This window comes from bacterium SCSIO 12741, assembly GCA_024398055.1.
GTDB lineage: Bacteria > Bacteroidota > Bacteroidia > Flavobacteriales_G > Salibacteraceae > SCSIO-12741.
On record CP073749.1, the window covers coordinates 2,499,786 to 2,518,864 of the forward strand.

Genomic DNA, 19,079 nt, shown 5'->3' on the forward strand with positions numbered 1-19,079 from the left:
ATCTAAGTAAGAGACTTTCTACCAACTGGTGGATAGTCTCTTACCTTTCGTTAAAAAGCAACGTTAATTTGAAAGCGACGTTAAAAGAAAGAAAAGCAAAGCCTTTTTCCTAAGTATCTTTGCATGGAAATGATGAACCACACCTTACATAGCTTATTACTGCTTTGCCTATTAGGGATAGGTGTTTCTCTAAATGGATTTTCGCAGGATATGGACCTTAAATGGGTAAGGCACATTACTTCGGATAGTGGTAACGTCGATCCCATTAATGTTTATACTGATCCTCACGGCAATACTTATTTCTATGGTCAATTTAGTTACGATTCGGTTCGGTTCGATACCATCGTTGATGGTATTCAATGGGGAGTAGGTGGAGTAATGATTAAATACGATTCTTTAGGTAACCTTATTCGATATTGGTTGCCTAAAGGGATTAAGCCGAGTGCAGGTATCGATTATAGAACCCTTATTCCCACAGAACATGGATTGTATATGGCAATCTCATTGTCAGATACTGTAATCCTGCCCAACGAAACTATTCACAGTTATGGAGAAGCAGATGTATTAATTGAGCGGTGGGACAAAAATGATTCAATAATTTGGAGAACAAGAATTGCAGGCGGTGAAGTTGAAGTCTGGAATCTTCAAGTGACATCAAACGGAGATGTAATTGGACAAGGTCATTTTCGGGATTCCATGTCAGTCAATGGTACTACATTTTACACCGATAATAAGTATGCCCGACAATGGGATAACTTCTTATTCCGGCTCAATGATAAAGGCAATGTTAAATGGGTAAAGGTGGTGTCCAAGGGTGGAGAACACGTTCGTCATGGCTTGCTTGTGGATAAATCTGACAACATCTATTTTGCAGCAAGTTTTAATGACACCATTCGTTTTTCTAATACAACTCTATACCACCATCTGACCATCTTTAACAATAAAATATTCCTGGCAAAATTCTCCCCAAAGGGAGAAGAAATTTGGGTTAAGTCTTTTGGCTCAGAGTCGAAGAATGATGCCTTGTATGACTTTGAAATGGATTCAAAGGATCGAATACAGGTCCTCTACGCTAATGGAGATACCGATGTGGAAATAGACGGAATTCCGATTCCCAAAGGGAGTGTGTGGCTCGACTTTAACACGGATGGTCAGCTTCAAGAGGTGGTTCACGTTTTTGAAAATTGCACTGAATTTTGCATTAATCGAAATGATGAAAAACTGGCGACTAACTCTCCGAGTAGCAAGGTGCTCTTTCAGAAATATTCTACTCAAAATCAATTCACGAATATTCAAGCACTGGCGGGAAATGACTTTCTGGGCTCTTCCTTTTTAATTGATGTAAACAAGCACGATCAAGTGGTGGTTGCAGGACCATTTAGTAATGAGATTATTATTGGAGTTGATACCCTTAATACCAAAGGGGGGCGTGACACCTACATTGCCTTTTACCAAGATCATACGGTTACCACTGTAAATGAGGCAAGGGAATTGGATTACGACTTTCAAATCTACCCAAACCCTGCTGTGGATCGAGTAACCCTTGTGCTTGATCTCCCCAATCCCCAAAAGATTACTATTCGATTAACGGATATTCAAGGACAGGAAGTTTATTACAAGGACTTGGGAAGTACACAGGCTGGTAATCACGAGTTACAATTGGACTTAAGCAGTTACGCAGCGGGATTTTATCAGCTAACTTGCCAAACTGGCAACACCCCTATATGCCGGAAACTTGTTCTCCATTAGTATTATCCCAGGCATTTCATTTTTGAAACGGGCAACCTAAAAACATATTCGCCGTCATTTTGATAATAAAGCCTTGTGAGGCTATGAAAGCAATGACCTTAACTAAATTACTTGTTGTAATTGCCGCATTCTTTCTTTTACTTCCAAGAACTGATGCGCAACAGTTGGAGCAAAAATGGATCAGGCATTTAAAATCTGATCAGGGAAATGTTGATCCGTATTTGTTGCGAATAGATGATTTTGGAAACTGTTACTTAGTTTCAACTCTCTCACATGATACGTTAGTGATTGATTCTTTAAGGTACACTGAACCTTGGGGAAAAGGAACGATTCTTACCAAATTTGACCCAGCGGGAAAATTACTTTGGACGAAGAAAGGAATTCGAATTAGCCATCGAAGTGGGTTTTTACCACGGAGCCTTTTACCTGATGGAAGAGATTTAGTGGTTAGTTATTTGCTGAGTGATACAACGATACTGGGTCAAGATACACTTGTTGCAAAGAGGAGCTTTGACAATTACCTGGATAAATACGATGAGAGAGGTTCTTTAATTTGGAGAACTGTATTTAAAGGAAATGCTCCTGAAGTATGGCATGTGAGAAAAAGTTTAGATGGAGGATATTGGGTTCAGGGAGGATTCCGTGATACGATGGAAGTCGATGGAATACTATTTACCACTGATAACTTTGATACATCTCATTTTGACTTATTCATTTCAAAACTGAATAATAGAGGGGAGGTAAAATGGACAAAAGTAATTGCACGTGGAGGAAGACATAAAGCTTATCATTTTGTTTCAGGCCTCAACGATAATCTCTATTTAGCAGCACAATACCACGATACGGTTAAGTTTGAAAAATCGATACTAATCAATAAGAATAGACCAGAAAATGACAACATTTTCCTGGCAAAATTTGATCATACTGGTAAAGAGCAATGGATAAAATTAATAGAGGGTAAGACTTCTAAAGATCAATTATTCGATCTGGAATTAGATCTTAATGGCTATCCTAGAATGCTATTTCGAAACTCGGAAAATACTCACGAAGTTGGCCCTGAATATTTTGTAAATGGAGACATTATCTTAACCTATAATCACCAAGCAGTTTTACAAGATATTTTTTTTCAATTCTCCAATTGTTCGGAATTCGTGCTCAATCGTTATGATGAAATATTTGCTCTTAATTCAGCTGATGACAAAACAATAATTGAAAAATACTCTACTCAGAGAAATTTTATGAATGTTTCGGCGGGTGCAGATAATGAGTATAAGGGCGAAGCTTATTTAGTAGATGTCAACCATAAAGATCAGGTTGTCGTGGCAGGTACTTTTTCTGGGAATCTGGTGGTTGAAGGAGATACCTTTTCGACATCAGGAGGAGATAATGGGTATTTAATCTTCTACCAAGATCATACGGCTACTTCTATAGAAGAAAAGGAAATTGCTTACAATTTTCAACTCTATCCAAATCCAACAAAAGGTCGTGTCACTATTTCAATGGAATTAGCCGACAATGAAAACGTTACCCTTCGATTAACGAATATTCAAGGACAGGAAGTTTATTCCAAGAACTTGGGAAGTACACAGGCTGGTAATCACGAGTTACAATTGGACTTAAGCAGCTACGCAGCGGGATTTTATCAGCTAACTTGCCAAACCGGTAACACCCCTATATGCCGGAAACTTATTCTTCATTGAGTTTATGCAAAAAAAACGAGGACTCTCAAAAGAAAATCCTCGTTCTCAAACCTCACTCTCGTGCTGTTCTTCGTACGGTCGGAGAGACTCCCGCCTTCATTCCATTCAGTCGGGTAGACTTCTCACCTCTCCTTAAGTGCAAAAAAAAACGAGAGCTAAATGAATAACTCTCGTTCTCTAATCTCGCTTCTCGCTCTGATTTTGTACGGGCGGAGAGACTCCCGCCTTCATTCCATTCAGTCGGGTAGACTTCTCGCCTCTCCTTAAGTGCAAAAAAAAACGAGAACCAAATAAATGATCCTCGTTCTCTAATCTCGCTTCTCGCTCTGATTTTGTACGGGCGGAGAGACTCGAACTCTCACACCTTTCGGCACTAGATCCTAAGTCTAGCGTGTCTACCAATTCCACCACGCCCGCATACACTTCCTATCTCTAAGAAGGGGGCGCAAATATAATTCTTCTCTTTTAATTGACGTGCTAAAATTTGCGGCTTTATTTTTCGTGGAAAAATTGGGGAAAACCTGTTGATTTTATCGGGGAAAATCAAGGGCCTGAAAAAGGCTTAGGGCAAAGGATTAATGTACATTTGTCGGTCTAATTGGTGTATATGTTGAGTGTAGATCCCCAAGAAATTCCTGTTCCTCAGTTACATGGTTATCTTTTAGGAGCAGTAGGTCCAAGGCCTATCGCCTTTGCCAGTACGGTGGATGCTAACGGAAATCCAAACCTTAGCCCTTTTAGTTTCTTTAATGTGTTTAGTGCCAATCCTCCTATCGCGATCTTTAGTCCAGCGAGAAGAGGAAGGGATAATACCACCAAACACACCTATGAAAACGTAAAGGTGCACCCTGAAGTGGTTATCAACGTGGTGACCTACGACATGGTTCAGCAAATGAGTTTGTCTTCAACCGAATATCCGGATGGAGTAAATGAGTTTGAAAAAGCAGGTTTTACCATGCTTGAATCCGATATCGTAAAACCTTTTCGGGTGAAGGAATCTCCCGTGCAGCTGGAATGCAAGGTCAATGAAGTGATCGAGCTGGGCAGCAATGGTGGAGCAGGAAACCTCGTGATTAGCGAGGTGGTTCGCATCCATATTCATCCCGATGTGTTGGATGAAGCTGGAAAAGTGGATACCCGCAAAATGGATTTAGTAGGTAGAATGGGTGGCAATTGGTATTGCCGAGCCAATGGTGACGCACTTTTCGAAGTGGCTAAGCCGCTTACTACCTTAGGTATTGGAGTAGATCAAATTCCGGAGGATATCCGGAATTCAAAATTTCTTACCGGCAACGATTTGGGAATGCTGGGGAATGTAGAAAATCTACCCGATGAGACCACCGTAAACGAGTTTAAACTCATCGAACTCAGTGACCTATTTATGGAGCATGAAGATGAGCCTACTCGCTTGGAGGAAGAATTACACAAACATGCACACCAGCTATTAAACAATAACCAGGTTGAGGATGCCTGGAAAACACTTTTATCCTTTAACAATCAAGATTAATAAGTACCATGGAAGTATCAGGAAGAATCAAAGTAATTGGACAAACTCAGGAATTTGGAAGCAACGGTTTCCGCAAACGCGAATTGGTAGTAACTACTGCTGAGCAATATCCTCAAACTCTTTTGATCGAATTCACCCAAAACAACACCGCAATGTTGGATAGCTACAACATGGGTGACGAAGTTTTGGTTCAAATTAACCTAAGAGGTCGTGAGTGGACCAATCCTCAAGGTGAGGTGAAGTACTTTGTAAGCTTGAACGGATGGCGTATTGAGGCCTTGACTCCTCAAGCTGCTGCCGGTGCTCCTGCTGGTGCCCCTCAAGCTGCACCTGCTCCAGCGGCTGGTGATGCTCCTGCTGCTTCAGCTGAAGAGGACGATCTTCCGTTCTAAGCAGTACGGCTAAGCACAAACTTTTTTGACGGGACGAATTTCCTATTTTCGTCCCATGTCTTTTTCGGAAAGATTTATTCGACTCTTTCGGTCGGTATTGCCGGCGCCGTTTACCATTGCCGTTTTATTGACGGTGGTGACTTGGTTCCTGGCTTTTTCACTCGGAGATTATCCTCAGGCAGATAGCTTATGGCTTCGTGCCTGGGAAGTTTCCAGTAGTTGGGAAGCGGGAATCTGGACCAATGGTTTGATGGTGTTTGCGGTGCAGATGATGCTGATGCTCGTCCTGGGACATGTATTGGCGCTCACCAAGCCGGTTGATGCCCTGATTCGAAAGGCTCTGGTTTACTGCCAAACCACGGCTAGTGCGGCTGCTACTGTGGTGTTATTGACCATGATGGTAGGTTGGTTTAACTGGGGCTTGGGCCTGATATTTGGTGCCATTTTCGCCCGAAAAGTAGCTGAACAGGCCTTAGAAAAAGGCTTGTCAATTAACTACCCGTTGATTGGAGCTGCAGGTTATGCTGGTCTGATGGTATGGCACGGTGGTTTGTCCGGATCTTCGTTGACCAAGGTGGCTGAGCCTGGGCACCTGAAAAGTTTGATGAAGGGGATCTATCCTCCCGAACAGATTAGCGTGCTCCCCGAGCAGATTGACTTTTCGCAAACCGTTTTTTCGCCGATGAATCTGGTGGTGACCTTGTTGTGTTTTACCGTCATTCCCTTTGTGCTCTTTCAGGTGGGCAAAAGGGCTAAGCCACAGCCTATTGACTTAAAGGCCTCTCCGGGATCCGATCACGTGGTAGCAGAGCAATTATTTGGTGCTGAAAGACTGGACCATTCCTCTTGGTTAGGAGTGGGCTTTGGATTAATTCTTCTGGGCGTTGTTGTGCTCAAGGCTACCTGGTTTAATGAAAAAGGAATTCTGGCCTTCTTCACGCCCAACAACATTAACCTGGCCCTGCTGGCACTGGGACTGTTGATGCACCAAAAATTCTCTCGATTCCTTCAGGCATTGGAAGAAGCCATTGGCGGCGTATCGGGTATTCTGATTCAGTTTCCGCTCTATTTCGGCATCATGGGAATGATGAAAGAGTCCGGATTGATTCACTCATTTTCAGAGGCCATTGTTGCCGTTTCCAATGACACCACCTATCCCATATTTACCTTCATTAGTGCCGGGATAGTCAACATTTTTGTACCCAGTGGGGGAGGGCAGTGGGCCATTCAGGGTCCCATTATCGTAGAGGCTGCCAGAAACATCGACGTGCCTTTGTCCAAGAGTATTTTGGCGATGGCCTATGGTGATCAATTGACCAATATGCTGCAACCGTTTTGGGCACTTCCCTTACTTGGAATCACAGGATTGAAGGCTAAGGATATTTTGCCGTATACCTTACTCCTGTTTCTACTGGGCGGATTGATCTTCCTGATTGGATTGCTTTTGTTTTAAAAAGCAGCGCCTAAACGTCCTCTTCCTGCTGTAGCTTTTTGATTTTGGACCGTTGCCTACGGGTATAGAAGTACCACGTTAAACCCACAAACAATACCGTTGCAATCCAAGCGACTGGATTTTCCATTTCGTCCAAGCCCACTTGAGCCGAAAGAATGATAAAGGCTGCTACACCGTTCACTCCAGCTAAGGAGGCCAGGTAGGTAGTATTAGTGGCCTTAATGGAAAACAAATCCACCAGCAGAACTGGCCCTCCAAGGAACAGCACGATCACCATCAAAAACAAATCATTGAAGTTTACCCCATTCATGCTCGCCCAGGTAAAATGGGGGACAGCCAATAGAGCTAACAGGAGTAGGGGCTTAAGATTTTTCATGCTTGGATTGAAATGAGAAAATGAGAAACAAAACAAGAATACATTGTGGAATAAGTATGAAAATGCCCAGATTGAATTCGAAAAAATCCGAGATGAATTCCGACAGAAAGAAATTGAATCCAAATAGTAGAATATGGATTACGGTGAAGACTATCCGTACGATTCTACCACCTTTAAACAGCACCAACCATCCTCCCAGCCAAAGCAATAGGACGAATAATCCATACCCCATGATAATGTGGAACAACGTTTCCAATCCTTGGAGGCCGTTATTGGCTAATAAGGCAAATGGCATCAAGGCCAATACTGAAAATACAGCTGTGAATTTAGTTCGCATGACTTTTAGGGATCAACGACTTTTTTAAGAAAATGGCCAAAGCAAAATGCAAAAAAGTCAAAATAATAATATCGTATGCCTGCTCTATGGGGTACCCAGCCAAGAGTAAAGAGGGTTGGGCGATACCCAAACCATACTGGAGGTACATCATCCAATTCCTTCCCGATTGAGAGCCTTTCCAAAAGAATAATCCACCAAGAAATAAGAGGAATAGGGACAGTCCATAATGCACCAGGTGGTATGGAGTTTCGGAGGCATGGGCGGCAAAGGCAAACAACATGATTCCTTATGGATTAGCTGGTTGAGGATAAGGACGAGCCTGCTTGATCACAATATCCCGGTGAGGCCCGATCAGTTTAAATTCAATATCCACGGCGTATTGATTTTCTTTTACCCGGCTTCTTGAATTCCGGTAAAAATGATGCCGTATGCTGTCCAGAATATCAGCCAATTCGTTGATCTCTTCATCGCTGAGAACTTCCTTTCCGGAAGAGTTTCGGGTAATGTATTCGATCACCGGCCGATCGTCCCTTAAACGGGAACTATGAATCCAAACCAACTGATCACACACGATTCCAGGAGGAGGACTGACCACACTGGTTTCCCCATGCTGTACGTTGATCAAATGCCCTGGATTTCCAGCGTCATAGGGATTGATAGTAATGGCGACGCCGTTGGCCACTTCATCAGGAAAAGATCGATGAACAAGGATGCCCATGTATACCTCACTCTGATCAATACCAAAGTATTCTCTTTCGTAGTAAGCCCGCTCATTCCAGAGGCTTGCCCAAACTTTTCGAATGGCTTTTTCAGGCGTTTTCTTGGGGTCTCCAATTATTCCTGTTTTCGACTTATAGAGGCCGGCACCGTTGAAGCCTGGAATATCCTCGGCATTGGTCGAGGAACGAAAACGCAACCGATTGGGCATATTCTTAGCTGCTGCTTGCTTTTCGATCAGTTGCAAAAGCTCAGGCGAAACCGGGGCAGCCTTAATCGCTTTTCGAATTCGCTTCAACCGAGCCTTGGTCTGCTCCCGATCTGAAGAGGGAAATTGCTTAAGAGAATCAATCAGCACATGGATGCTGTTTTGCTGCACGTGCTCGTAATAGTAGTAGAAGGGAATCGCAAAGGCATGGCCAGCTGTAGGTACCCAGCCGTTTTCCGTAGGAATGTTTTTAAGTTCGCCGTAATTGGCGGCTTTCGATCCAGTATAGGAGACCGATTTAAAACCCAATTTATTACCTGTGATCAATCCCCTTTTTTCCAGGTCGGAACTCAGTTTAACCCGCTTTTGAGGCATTCGTTCATTCCAAAAAAGTTGAGCTTCGCTAAGGGTAGCTTTTTCAATAAAGAAAGAATCGTTGGTCACCGTCATTTTAACCAGTTCTTCGAGCAGGGTATCTACCTGTGGCAGCGAATCGGTGAAGAGCGGACGGTAAGAGGCGAAGGGCGCCCTGCGATTGGCACACAAAACAGTAAGGTGACTCAGGGGAGTTTGAAAATCCTTACACAATACACCTGCCGTAGGTGGAAGGTCGAGCGGAGTATGATCCAGCAAAAGGATATCCTGGGGCGAAGGCCATTTTTTCTTCAGGGAATCACTGGTCCATTTTCGAAGGTAACCATAGCATGTCCCCAGAATAAGAGGTTGATAGGTGAGCTGTTTAAAAACGTCATCGGGAAACAGCAAGTCAACCTTAGGCTCGATGGCCGACATCACTTTCTGTTGATGGGGGTTAACGGCAAGCAGCTTTAGTTCTTCGCCCACATAACTGCTTTGTTTGATGGCCCGGTAACAGGCGGCAATTTGATCCGAAGAAATACCATCGCTGGGAGCAAACTCCAAGGCATAGGTCTCCAGATCGGGGTAATAATTCAAGTCCCCAAAATACTCGTCGCGATCCGGGTCATCCGAATAGGCATACTCATTAAAAAAGTAATGACCACGCCAATAGCCCAGCACCTGTTCGGCAAAGTGGTAATGCAGGCGATAGACCTTCGAATCGATAAAATAGAGCTGCTTACTGGCCCGGTTGAAGTAGAATTTGACCGTTTCTGTCTTGCCATATTTACTCGATAGGGGTTGATTTTTTAGGCGATCAAAATCGGCCCGGGAATTCAATTCTGCAACCAGACCCTTTTTACTTTTTTCTCCACATCCAGCTGACAAACCAATGAGGCTCAGGCTAAGTAAGAGGTATAGAATTTTTCGGGTCATCATTGTCAGCTCTGCCGATAAAGATAAGGTGGAAGTGCGTGATGGGCTAAACCGAAGTGTTATGGATTACAAACCTCCCGATTTTTGAATCGAAAGGCTCATCTATTCGTCAATCTTGAAAGTTGTGCCGGGAACAGAGCATCTCAATCCTTTCTTCATCCTATTTTAGCTGCCAAACTAACACATTATGGCTTCTGGACTTTTTGCCCTATTAGATGATATTGGCACCTTAATGGACGACGTGGCCACCGTTGGAAAAGTGGCCGGAAAAAATACGGCAGGTATCCTTGGTGATGACCTGGCCGTTAATGCCGAAAAGGCCTCCGGTTTTCTTTCCTCAAGAGAATTGCCCGTTCTATGGGCCATTTCCAAGCGCTCCCTGATCAATAAGCTGATCATCCTTCCCTTTGCCTTTTTGTTGAGTGCCTATTTTCCAATGGCCATCACCGTGATTCTGATACTTGGAGGATTGTTTTTGGCCTACGAAGGAGCCGAAAAGGTCTATGAAGTTTTTGTTCCCCATCATCCCGATGAAAAGCCGACCAAATCCGTGGATTTATCGGAAGAGGAGTTGATGGTAGTTGAAAAGAAGAAGGTTAAGTCTGCTGTTATCACCGATTTTATTCTCTCCGTTGAGATCGTAATCATCGCCTTGGGATCTGTTACAGCCGAACCTTTATCGGTTCAAATTCCAGTAGTTACGGGTATTGCCCTCCTGGCTACCGTGGGTGTTTATGGAATAGTGGCTTTGATTGTTCGAATGGATGATTTGGGTTTCAAACTCGTCCGACTAAATCCCGAGAATGACACACTTTCAGACAAAATTGGATTGTTTCTCATTCAGGCCCTACCTTGGGTAATTAAAGGCTTGGGTGTAGTTGGTACCATTGCCTTGTTTCTGGTTTCCGGAGGACTGTTTGTGCATAACCTGCATTTCGTTCATCATTTTGAAGAAGTGCTGCCTCTTCCTGGGACTCTGTTCGAATTTTTGGCTGGAATCATTATTGGAGGCATTGTTTTGCTCCTTGTTTCTGGAGTAAAAAGGGTATGGAGCTAAACCTCGAATTGAAAGCTTTGACCTTGAGTTACCTACTTTCTGATTACTTCCTACTTGGTTATTTAGTGCGTTCCTTCAATTTAACTTTTGCAGTTCTTTTTTTAATTCGGCCATGGTGTAGTCCTTAAACTTTATCCCCGTTATCTCTCCCGCCTTCGTCTTATGGTCAGTGATCGATAGTTGAATTTTATTCCTCTTTGATTTTATAATCATTAGAGTAACGTCCTTTCCCTCAGGTATATCGTTGAAAGAGTTTATTCCGTTTTTATAAGTTGGAGTGATGATGGATTTATAATCTTTATAGATAAACTTTATCATTAAGTTTTCATCAGACTTCTGCTTCAAGGTCATATTAACCTTGTTCTCTGGACTATTTATAAAATGATCGCAATTCAACCACCCCAATTTTGACGTGCTGAAGATGTAATAATTTAACTCGATCTGGCTAATATCATTGATCGATTGATTGTCAAATTCGGGATACTTATTTTCAATCGCTCTTAAATAGGCTTCGTTGCTTAGGTATTTGGCTGGAATGTATTTAACTGCAAAATTAAGCCAGGACTCCATGTCTATTTCCTTACCATTTCTTTTGTACGGCTTAAGCTTGGGCATTTCCGAAACTAAGTTCACGAGCCTCTTACACTTCTTTTTATCATGTTTTTTCTCAAGTTCTACATCCTTTACTTCCCCGTTTTTCGAAACAATAAATCGAATATTGACATCTCTTAGGCGAACATAATCACGTTCTTCTTCTGTAAGGGATACTTCCTGCCTCAACCAAGTCCATATGTTTGTCCCGTCCTCAAGTTCCAATCGGCCAGAGTTAAGATCTTCATACTTAGTATAAAATGGTGTAATAGTATCAATCTCATGTCCTGTGGAATGCTTTTCTTCTCTCCATCTTACGATGCTATCTGATTGTTCTGATGTTGACTGGGAGAACAATTGCATTTCCTGGCTGTTTCCATTCTTTGGAAAATGAATAATGATGTCCTTTCCTTTCTTTAGCTTAAGTTCTTGGCCATTTGAATTTATCTTCAGATTTATCATTCCTCCAGTTTCCAGAAGGCCTTCATCTGCTATGGTAGAAAGATTTTGGGTAATCATATCTGACAGGGAATAATACTCCTTCAATCCAATTTCTATGTTCGATGCTGGGATTGCTCCATTCTCAAATTCTAATGAGTTTGCTTCAACAAAAATTACCGTTCCGGATTGGCCAAAAAGAATGGTGTCCCTATCTGGTTGGATGGTGAATTTTGAAGGTTCAACATCAAGTTGCCTTTGGATGTTTTCGTTTTCAGTTTGTCCTGTCTTGAGCTCATCATCCTGGCATGAGAAAATGAACAAAGTAAAAGTTGCCAAAATGAGTAATCTCATGGTTCGAAAAGGTAGCCTAGTTCGATAAATTGGTTCGAGTAAAAAGGGAATGGCAGTTGTTTTTTTTATGGGTAGCCTTGCTAAGTTCATTCTAATATCATTTACCCTTCATACCTCCGAAGGATAAAAGGTAAACCCTGATCGAAAAAAAATTACTGTGTCTCCACCCAATTCATAATCGAGAGGATCTGGGCATCGGTTAAACTCCGTTCAGACATGAGTGATCGATTGTATTCTTCGTAAAGTTTATTGGCATAAGCATGGTTGGGGTATTTGGCAACAAAGTCGGATGAGTTGTGAATGAACTCAACCATTAGCTTTTCATCTTCCCAACGTCCCTTTGCCCCTTTTAAAGCTGGGCCGATCATTTTTATATCCACCCGGTGGCACGAGGCACAGTAGCTTCGAAAAAGCTCTCCTGGAGTCATATTGGCCGGATCTTCCGTGGCAAAAAAGGAGGAAGAACAACTCATTGATGATACGATAAACGGGAGGGTAAAGAGGGCAATTTTTAAGTACTTCATACAGCAGCGATGTTAAACAAAGGTAATCAGATCTTTAAACGAGCCTCTGTCTGGAAAGGGACCAGAAATTACGAACTGGCTATCAAATCATTATCAGATTATTTTTTCTCCTTTCTCTTTCCATTTTTAAATCTACTTTTGCAGGATTTTTGACAGAAGGAAAAAACATCATGCAGAACCTCAGAAATATTGCGATCATCGCTCACGTTGACCACGGGAAGACTACCCTGGTAGATAAAATTCTCCATCACTGTGAACTGTTTCGCGACAACGAAGAAACCGGTGACTTGATCCTGGACAACAACGATCAGGAACGGGAAAGAGGAATTACCATTTTCTCAAAAAACGTTTCGGTAAACTACAAGGGAACCAAGATCAACATTATTGATACTCCTGGTCACGCTGATTTCGGAGGTGAAGTAGAGCGGGTATTGAACATGGCCGATGGTGTACTACTCTTGGTAGACGCCTTTGAAGGTCCTATGCCACAAACACGCTACGTACTGCAAAAAGCCTTGAACTTAGGGCTTAAGCCTATCGTGGTTGTCAACAAGGTGGATAAGCCAAACTGTCGCCCGGAAGAGGTGCATGAAATGGTATTTGACCTGATGTTTAACCTGGAAGCTACCGAAGAGCAATTGGATTTCCCATGTGTTTACGGTTCAGCTAAGCAGGAATGGATGAGCGACGATCCAGAGGTGAAAACTGAAAACATTGAGCCTCTTTTGGATATGATTCTGGACAAAGTGCCACCACCCGAGGTAAAAGAAGGTACGGTTCAAATGCAGATCACTACCATCGACTATTCTTCCTACATCGGCCGTATTGCCATTGGAAAAATTGTTCGAGGTTCTTTGCGTGAGAATATGCCAGTTAACCTGGTAAAAAGAGATGGAACTCCTGTTCGCTCCAGATTGAAGGAAGTATTTGCTTTTGAAGGATTGGGAAAACAAAAGGTTAGCGAAATCCAATGTGGTGATATCTGCGCCTTAACCGGAATCGAGTCTTTTGACATTGGCGATACCGTTGCCGATTTTGAGAATCCGGAAGGTTTGCCACCCATCACCATTGATGAACCTACCATGAGCATGTTGTTTACGATCAACAACTCTCCTTTCTTCGGTAAAGAAGGTGAGTTTGTGACTTCTCGTCACATTCGTGAGCGTCTGGAAAAAGAAACCGAAAGAAACCTGGCTCTTAAGATACAAGACACTGATTCACCAGATCGTTTGATGGTATTCGGGCGTGGAATTATGCACTTGTCTGTATTGATCGAAACCATGCGTCGGGAAGGGTATGAGCTACAAGTAGGTCAGCCTCAGGTAATCATCAAAGAAATTGAAGGACAAAAATCCGAGCCAATTGAATTGTTGACCATCGATGTACCCGAAGAGTCTTCAGGTAAGGTGATCGAATTGGTTAACCAGCGTAAAGGGGAAATGACCATCATGGAACCACGTGGAGATTTGATTCACTTGGAATTCAATATCCCATCTCGTGGAATCATTGGTTTGCGTACGCTTATCCTCAACGTTTCTGCAGGAGAGGCCATCATGGCACACCGCTACCTGAAATACGAACCTTGGAAAGGAGATATCCCTACCCGTAACAATGGAGCTTTGATCTCTTTGATGACGGGTACGGCGATTCCATTTGCTTTGGACAAACTCCAGGATAGAGGTAAATTCTTCATTCACCCAGGTGATGAAATATACGAAGGTCAAGTATTGGGAGAGCACATTCGTAGCAACGATCTAACGATCAATGTGACGAAGACGAAGAAGTTGACCAACATGCGGACTCAGTCTACTGACGACAAAGTAAAATTGGCCCCGCCAACAGTATTTTCTTTGGAAGCAGCGTTGGAATACATTCAAAAGGATGAGTATGTGGAAGTGACCCCAAAGGCCATCCGTTTGAGAAAGATTCTGCTTAAAGAACACGAGCGTAAGCGTTCCGAAGCCTGATTCAATCTTCAGTCCGATGGATATCGGATGAATTTTCAATGCTCACCTGACTCATTCGGATTTGTCTGACTCTTTCGGATAGGTTATCCGAAAGTTTGGTGGAAAAAAATGATTTAAGGTTTTTTGGAGCCCTACCCCAGGATTGCACCTCATTGATGTTTAGGTTTGAATGGCAAAACCCATGCTCATGAAGATCCTGATTTCCGCACTTCTCCTGGCGTTCACTTTTAGCCTTACTGCGCAGGAAGCATTTTTTGAAGACTTCGATCGAGCGGTTCACAAAAAGGATTTTACTCGGGAGGAATTGAACGGAATGTTTCGTTCCTATTCGAGCTTGCTCACCCCTCACAGCGACATCACCCAATTGATGGCTGGCCTGCAAGGGGAGAAAATGAAGCAATTTCCTCTTCAGGAATTTAGCCAGGAGAAAGCTTATAAAAAAGGAGTGAGTCGGTTGATCAAATCCGATAACCCCAATCAACGGATATTGGCTTATTTGGTCATTGCCAGTGCGGGTGACAAGACTTATGAAGATGTACTTTATCAAAAGCTAAATGAGGAAACCGAAGAAGGAAACCTCCGGTGGGCCACTATGGCTTTGCTGCATTTAAAATCGGATCGAACCACGCCTCTGTTTGATGTATTGGTGGACCACGAAACCTGGGGAGATGCTCACATGGCACCGCTGTTTTTTCAGCTCTCTCCGGATTCGCTACAGCAAACAGCCTATCGGCGAATTCATAGCGAAAAGCCAATGGCTCGCATTCTGGCGGCTCAAATCCTGACTCAATCCCCATTAAACGATTCCACCGAATTACTGCTTAAGGAGGCAGTTAGGGAATGGGACATTAAGATTAAAGGCTATGCCATTTACTCCCTGAAAGAATTGGAAGTAGGTAATCTGGAGGAAACTCTTAAACCCTTATTGGATAGCTCTCAAACCCGAGCCATTGCCCTGGAAGCTTTGGCCAATAGCCCTACGGAAAGTGACCGGGAAATGGTAGTCTACCAACTGAATGAGGGCGATACCGTACCTGATGACGTACTGGATGCGCTGCTGGGCTCCAAGCGGGAAGAAAGCGTTCGATTGGGGCTGCAAACCTTGTACCGACAACCCGTTTCAAAAAACTATTATTTCAACGTCTTCAAAAAGAAATGGCTCTACACCGATGAAATGCTTCCGGATGTTTTGATGGCCCTTGATTCTTTGGAAAATAAAGATCACCGTGAGCATTTGATGCGGGCCGTAAGAGGGCGGAAAGATAAGGCTACAACAGAGCTTTTGCTGAGGCATATCAGAACAGGACGATTGGATGAAAACTATTGGGCTGTGGATGCTTTGGAAGGAAATGATAACCCTGAAGTAAAAGCGGCTTTGCCGGGATTTATACTGAATCCTCAAATTCATACCGCCAATATGCTGGAGCGTGCGATGGAATTGGAAATCGATACGCTACAGGCATTTTGTAGGCAGATGTATCAAAGTGAGCATTCAAGCCGTGATTGGAAGAGAGCGTCGATTGAATACCTGGCTACTTTTCCGGAAGCTGAAGACCGGAACCTTTTCATAGAAACGCTTCAATCTGATGAGATCGAGTCTTTTATGAAACGAGATGCCGCCTTAGGATTGGCTCAGTTAAAAGATCAATCGGCGGTAGAATTTATCATTCTTGCCTCGGAAAAGGAAAGATCAACCAGTGACTATAATTGCCGATCCTACCTCTGGTCCTTATCCATCATGGGAGGACAAGAAGCGAAGATCTATGTCGAACAATTTCTGAAAAGCCCTAATACCCCAGTGGTAGAAATGGCCCAGGAGTTATTGAAGGAGTGGAATGATTAAGTGGGGAATTCCAGTGCTGACTTTAGGGGTTTTTATAGCCTGCCAATCTGAGCCCAAAACGCCTCAAATATGCGCTTATCCTGGCGAGGGAGAATATGATTACCCCCTTCCTGCTTTTAACAACCTTGAAGATGCTTTTGCCTGTGCCCGTGAAAAGCAGAAGCCGCTTTTGCTGTGGTTTGATTCTTGGATCTCCTGCACGCGTAAGATGGAGGAAGTCGTTTTACCCGGAGAGTTGCTTCGTGATCGATTGAAACAAGAATTTGTAATTGCTCGGTTAATGGTGGATGATAAGACCTTATTGCCCGAGGAAGAGTGGTTTATCTGGACCGTTAATGACCGGGAATTTAAAGTGAAAACACTGGGACGAAAAAATTCCTACTACCAAATTGAGCGATTTCAAACCAACGCTCAGCCGTACTTTGCCATACTTACGCCAGACAAGAAAAAGAAATTGGAAGATTTTGGGTACACATCGGATCCTTCGTACATAGACTCCCTACTCACGAGTGCCCTATCCAAGTTAGAAGCGCTTAATTCCCAGTAACCACCAGTCGCCTCATGGCTGCTGCACCATAGGCATCTTCAAATCGAACGAGATAAACTCCGGGTGAAAGATGGGACTGAACTCGAAAGGAATTCATACCTACCTGGGTACGAAACTGTTGTTCATGGCATTTCTTTCCGTTTAAATCGAGCAGAGATAAAGTCCAGGTGGTTGCTCGATCAATACCCATTTCCAAGACAAATTCACCGCTTTTGGTGGGATTAGGAAAAAGCCAAAACGTTTGCCCTACCAGTGGATCGCTAACGCTATGAATAAAGTCAAACTGAACCGATGTTCTCGATCCTGCACTCAGGTTGTAGTAGCTTCCTGAAGGGGTAGTTTCCAGTCTTACTCCTCGAACCAGGTAGTGCACTGTATTGGATTCCGTCAAGGTGGAATCGGTAAAAGAGGTGCCTGAAATCGGGGTGGTGTTCAAAAGGTTAAGAACTCCAGTGGCCGAATCAATGCGGTAGATGTGATAGCCTTCTACCGAATCTTTTCCGGGAGTCCAACTCAATAGAACCTGGTTGTTGATGGCATTGGCCATAAGTCCTGTTGGGCCTTGGTAATACCGCATTTTCAAAGTAGGGTCACCCATTAAGGAAATGTGGGTGGAGTGATGGCTGAGGTTGAATTGGCCATTGAAATACACACTGGAATTGTTGGTAGTTGCTCTTGCTCCTTGACCTATCGTTTCACCCAGGGCCATGGTGTGAACATACCATTTGGGAATTCCTCCCCAAAAAGAAGCCAGCGCCGAATTCGCCAATGGAGCACGAAGCAAATTATCGGTCACGTCCCAATCTCCAAAATAGCTGCCAGATAAGATGGTAAATACGTTTTGCAAAGAATCTGAAGCAAAATCTGAGGTCGTGCCCACACCATTGCAGGAAGTATAAGATCCGGCACCACAGCCAAAAGACCAGAGGTAGGATCCTGTTTTTTGGGCCGAAAAGTAATCTCCTGTTTTTACGCTATCCCAGGGTAGGCTCGCGGTAAAGTTGTGCCATCCTGTTGATGCCAGATTCAGGCCATTAAAGTTGTTATCAATAACCGCTCTTTCTGTTACCTGCCATTGCCCGGTTCTCCAAAGGTGATTGCGTTGCAAGTACCTCTTAAGAAGAAGCGTATCACTCATTCCAAAGGCTGGAAGGTCGTACAAATCGACCCGCCCGATTTTGAGTTCAATGGCAAATGGGATTTTAGTTGGATCAAATTTCCCGTCTCCCGGGATATTGTGGTTGCGATTCTGCTTGCCTGTCGTATTGTTTACGACCTGATCCTGCCAGATTTGATCGAGATCGCCGTAGTAGGAATCCGCTACCCAGGCTCCCGTATGACTACCGCTGCCTACAATGTGTCCGTCGGGTGGAGGATAGGTGCCACCAAAATCACCGGAATAGGGCACAGGAACATGGCCTAAAATGAATAGATGTGACATCCATATCCGGGAAGAGAAAACGGTTCCCTGAATTTTGTCTCGAATATCACGTGGGGACTCGGAGCGGTTTACGTACAAGGAAATAACGTGGCGTCCTTCCTGGCGAAAATCATTTTCCAGTTGTTCAATTTCGGGAGCCAAAGCTTGCTCGTAGGTTTTATCAATCAACAGAATAACTCCCTCTGGGTGGTGAACAGCACTTTTCCTAATGCCTGAATAGAGGTATCCCGTAGCGTTTTGCGCCCCGGTTTGAACAACCTGGTATTCGTAATCTTCCCCAACCAAAACAGACGTGTCTGTAAAGCTTGTTGAGCTACCACTTAGGGTAGCAATGGGATTGCCCCAATACATGGAATCAAGGGAAACGCGTCGATAGACGTTGAATTGATTGGCTGCGCCTGTAGAAGGCCAAAGGAGTTGAATTGTTGCGGGATCGGAGGTGACTTCTGCTCGCAATTTGAGAACCTGTCGTTCGGCTAATTTCTGTCCATACCCGATGGAAGCAAAAAGTAAAAGCGTGAAAATGAGCAGGAAACGCAACATGGTGGTGCTAAATTAAGGAAAAATGCTCCTGCTGATTGGTTC

General features: G+C 43.6%; 16 protein-coding genes and 1 tRNA gene. 9 read left to right on the forward strand and 8 right to left on the reverse strand.

Features of this window, described 5'->3' with window-relative positions:
- Positions 1–123 precede the first annotated feature (123 nt).
- Together KFE98_10610 and KFE98_10615 are read left to right on the forward strand one after the other, a co-directional pair.
- Positions 124–1,749, forward strand: a complete 1,626-nt coding sequence (locus tag KFE98_10610) for a T9SS type A sorting domain-containing protein (GenBank protein ID UTW64562.1) — start codon at positions 124–126, stop codon at positions 1,747–1,749.
- Between the two features lie 83 nt (positions 1,750–1,832).
- On the forward strand, positions 1,833–3,449 hold the full coding sequence (locus KFE98_10615) for a T9SS type A sorting domain-containing protein (GenBank protein ID UTW64563.1): 1,617 nt from the start codon (positions 1,833–1,835) through the stop codon (positions 3,447–3,449).
- Between the two features lie 335 nt (positions 3,450–3,784).
- On the opposite strand, the gene KFE98_10620 is transcribed toward KFE98_10615, so the two are convergent.
- Positions 3,785–3,866, reverse strand: a tRNA-Leu gene (locus KFE98_10620).
- A 190-nt stretch (positions 3,867–4,056) separates the two neighbouring features.
- Here KFE98_10620 and KFE98_10625 point away from each other — a divergent pair.
- The 3 genes from KFE98_10625 to KFE98_10635 are packed head-to-tail and all read left to right on the forward strand — an operon-like array spanning position 4,057 to position 6,801.
- On the forward strand, positions 4,057–4,956 hold the full coding sequence (locus tag KFE98_10625; protein UTW64564.1) for a flavin reductase family protein: 900 nt from the start codon (positions 4,057–4,059) through the stop codon (positions 4,954–4,956).
- An 8-nt stretch (positions 4,957–4,964) separates the two neighbouring features.
- Positions 4,965–5,348: a DUF3127 domain-containing protein gene (locus KFE98_10630; protein ID UTW64565.1), complete on the forward strand. Its 384-nt coding sequence runs from the start codon at positions 4,965–4,967 to the stop codon at positions 5,346–5,348.
- Positions 5,349–5,403: 55 nt separating this feature from the next.
- Complete coding sequence (locus KFE98_10635) at positions 5,404–6,801, forward strand: short-chain fatty acid transporter (GenBank protein UTW64566.1); 1,398 nt, start codon at positions 5,404–5,406, stop codon at positions 6,799–6,801.
- Between the two features lie 10 nt (positions 6,802–6,811).
- Here KFE98_10635 and KFE98_10640 read toward each other — a convergent pair whose 3' ends face one another.
- From KFE98_10640 to KFE98_10655, 4 genes are read right to left on the reverse strand one after another with little or no spacing between them, the layout of a single operon-like run.
- Entirely contained in the window at positions 6,812–7,177 is a 366-nt protein-coding gene (locus KFE98_10640; protein UTW64567.1) for a hypothetical protein, read from the reverse strand.
- Positions 7,164–7,514, reverse strand: a complete 351-nt coding sequence (locus KFE98_10645; GenBank protein UTW64568.1) for a hypothetical protein — start codon at positions 7,512–7,514, stop codon at positions 7,164–7,166. Before KFE98_10645 ends, KFE98_10640 begins: the two co-directional genes overlap by 14 nt.
- A complete protein-coding gene (locus KFE98_10650; protein ID UTW64569.1) occupies positions 7,504–7,794 on the reverse strand; it encodes a hypothetical protein in 291 nt (96 codons plus the stop codon). The genes KFE98_10645 and KFE98_10650 overlap by 11 nt, the downstream gene beginning before the upstream one ends.
- A 6-nt stretch (positions 7,795–7,800) precedes the next feature.
- Complete coding sequence (locus tag KFE98_10655; GenBank protein ID UTW64570.1) at positions 7,801–9,735, reverse strand: hypothetical protein; 1,935 nt, start codon at positions 9,733–9,735, stop codon at positions 7,801–7,803.
- Between the two features lie 184 nt (positions 9,736–9,919).
- Between KFE98_10655 and KFE98_10660 the strand changes: the two genes are divergently transcribed.
- The gene (locus tag KFE98_10660) at positions 9,920–10,789 is read left to right on the forward strand and encodes a DUF808 domain-containing protein (protein UTW64571.1); all 870 of its coding nucleotides are present in this window, start codon (positions 9,920–9,922) and stop codon (positions 10,787–10,789) included.
- Between the two features lie 75 nt (positions 10,790–10,864).
- On the opposite strand, the gene KFE98_10665 is transcribed toward KFE98_10660, so the two are convergent.
- Entirely contained in the window at positions 10,865–12,172 is a 1,308-nt protein-coding gene (locus tag KFE98_10665; GenBank protein UTW64572.1) for a hypothetical protein, read from the reverse strand.
- A gap of 152 nt (positions 12,173–12,324) precedes the next feature.
- Positions 12,325–12,696 carry a c-type cytochrome gene (locus KFE98_10670; GenBank protein ID UTW64573.1) on the reverse strand — a complete coding sequence of 124 codons (372 nt, stop codon included), beginning with the start codon at positions 12,694–12,696 and terminating at the stop codon, positions 12,325–12,327.
- A 170-nt stretch (positions 12,697–12,866) separates the two neighbouring features.
- On the opposite strand from KFE98_10670, the gene typA reads away from it, so the two are divergent.
- From typA to KFE98_10685, 3 genes are all read left to right on the forward strand, one after another.
- Positions 12,867–14,663, forward strand: coding sequence for a translational GTPase TypA (gene typA, locus KFE98_10675; GenBank protein UTW64574.1), 1,797 nt, complete (start codon positions 12,867–12,869; stop codon positions 14,661–14,663).
- Positions 14,664–14,850: 187 nt separating this feature from the next.
- The gene (locus KFE98_10680) at positions 14,851–16,506 is read left to right on the forward strand and encodes a hypothetical protein (protein ID UTW64575.1); all 1,656 of its coding nucleotides are present in this window, start codon (positions 14,851–14,853) and stop codon (positions 16,504–16,506) included.
- Positions 16,499–17,053 carry a hypothetical protein gene (locus KFE98_10685; protein ID UTW64576.1) on the forward strand — a complete coding sequence of 185 codons (555 nt, stop codon included), beginning with the start codon at positions 16,499–16,501 and terminating at the stop codon, positions 17,051–17,053. The genes KFE98_10680 and KFE98_10685 overlap by 8 nt, the downstream gene beginning before the upstream one ends.
- Here KFE98_10685 and KFE98_10690 read toward each other — a convergent pair.
- A complete protein-coding gene (locus KFE98_10690) occupies positions 17,040–19,037 on the reverse strand; it encodes a T9SS type A sorting domain-containing protein (GenBank protein UTW64577.1) in 1,998 nt (665 codons plus the stop codon). The genes KFE98_10685 and KFE98_10690 overlap by 14 nt on opposite strands.
- Positions 19,038–19,079 lie beyond the last annotated feature (42 nt).

Excerpts from the sequence above, each read along its gene's own strand:
- KFE98_10610 (UTW64562.1), top strand. The coding sequence starts at position 124 with ATGGAAATGATGAACCACACCTTACATAGCTTATTACTGCTTTGCCTA.
- KFE98_10615 (UTW64563.1), top strand. The coding sequence starts at position 1,833 with ATGAAAGCAATGACCTTAACTAAATTACTTGTTGTAATTGCCGCATTC.
- KFE98_10625 (UTW64564.1), top strand. The coding sequence starts at position 4,057 with ATGTTGAGTGTAGATCCCCAAGAAATTCCTGTTCCTCAGTTACATGGT.
- KFE98_10630 (UTW64565.1), top strand. The coding sequence starts at position 4,965 with ATGGAAGTATCAGGAAGAATCAAAGTAATTGGACAAACTCAGGAATTT.
- KFE98_10635 (UTW64566.1), top strand. The coding sequence starts at position 5,404 with ATGTCTTTTTCGGAAAGATTTATTCGACTCTTTCGGTCGGTATTGCCG.
- KFE98_10640 (UTW64567.1), bottom strand. The coding sequence starts at position 7,177 with ATGAAAAATCTTAAGCCCCTACTCCTGTTAGCTCTATTGGCTGTCCCC.
- KFE98_10645 (UTW64568.1), bottom strand. The coding sequence starts at position 7,514 with ATGCGAACTAAATTCACAGCTGTATTTTCAGTATTGGCCTTGATGCCA.
- KFE98_10650 (UTW64569.1), bottom strand. The coding sequence starts at position 7,794 with ATGTTGTTTGCCTTTGCCGCCCATGCCTCCGAAACTCCATACCACCTG.
- KFE98_10655 (UTW64570.1), bottom strand. The coding sequence starts at position 9,735 with ATGATGACCCGAAAAATTCTATACCTCTTACTTAGCCTGAGCCTCATT.
- KFE98_10660 (UTW64571.1), top strand. The coding sequence starts at position 9,920 with ATGGCTTCTGGACTTTTTGCCCTATTAGATGATATTGGCACCTTAATG.
- KFE98_10665 (UTW64572.1), bottom strand. The coding sequence starts at position 12,172 with ATGAGATTACTCATTTTGGCAACTTTTACTTTGTTCATTTTCTCATGC.
- KFE98_10670 (UTW64573.1), bottom strand. The coding sequence starts at position 12,696 with ATGAAGTACTTAAAAATTGCCCTCTTTACCCTCCCGTTTATCGTATCA.
- typA (UTW64574.1), top strand. The coding sequence starts at position 12,867 with ATGCAGAACCTCAGAAATATTGCGATCATCGCTCACGTTGACCACGGG.
- KFE98_10680 (UTW64575.1), top strand. The coding sequence starts at position 14,851 with ATGAAGATCCTGATTTCCGCACTTCTCCTGGCGTTCACTTTTAGCCTT.
- KFE98_10685 (UTW64576.1), top strand. The coding sequence starts at position 16,499 with ATGATTAAGTGGGGAATTCCAGTGCTGACTTTAGGGGTTTTTATAGCC.
- KFE98_10690 (UTW64577.1), bottom strand. The coding sequence starts at position 19,037 with ATGTTGCGTTTCCTGCTCATTTTCACGCTTTTACTTTTTGCTTCCATC.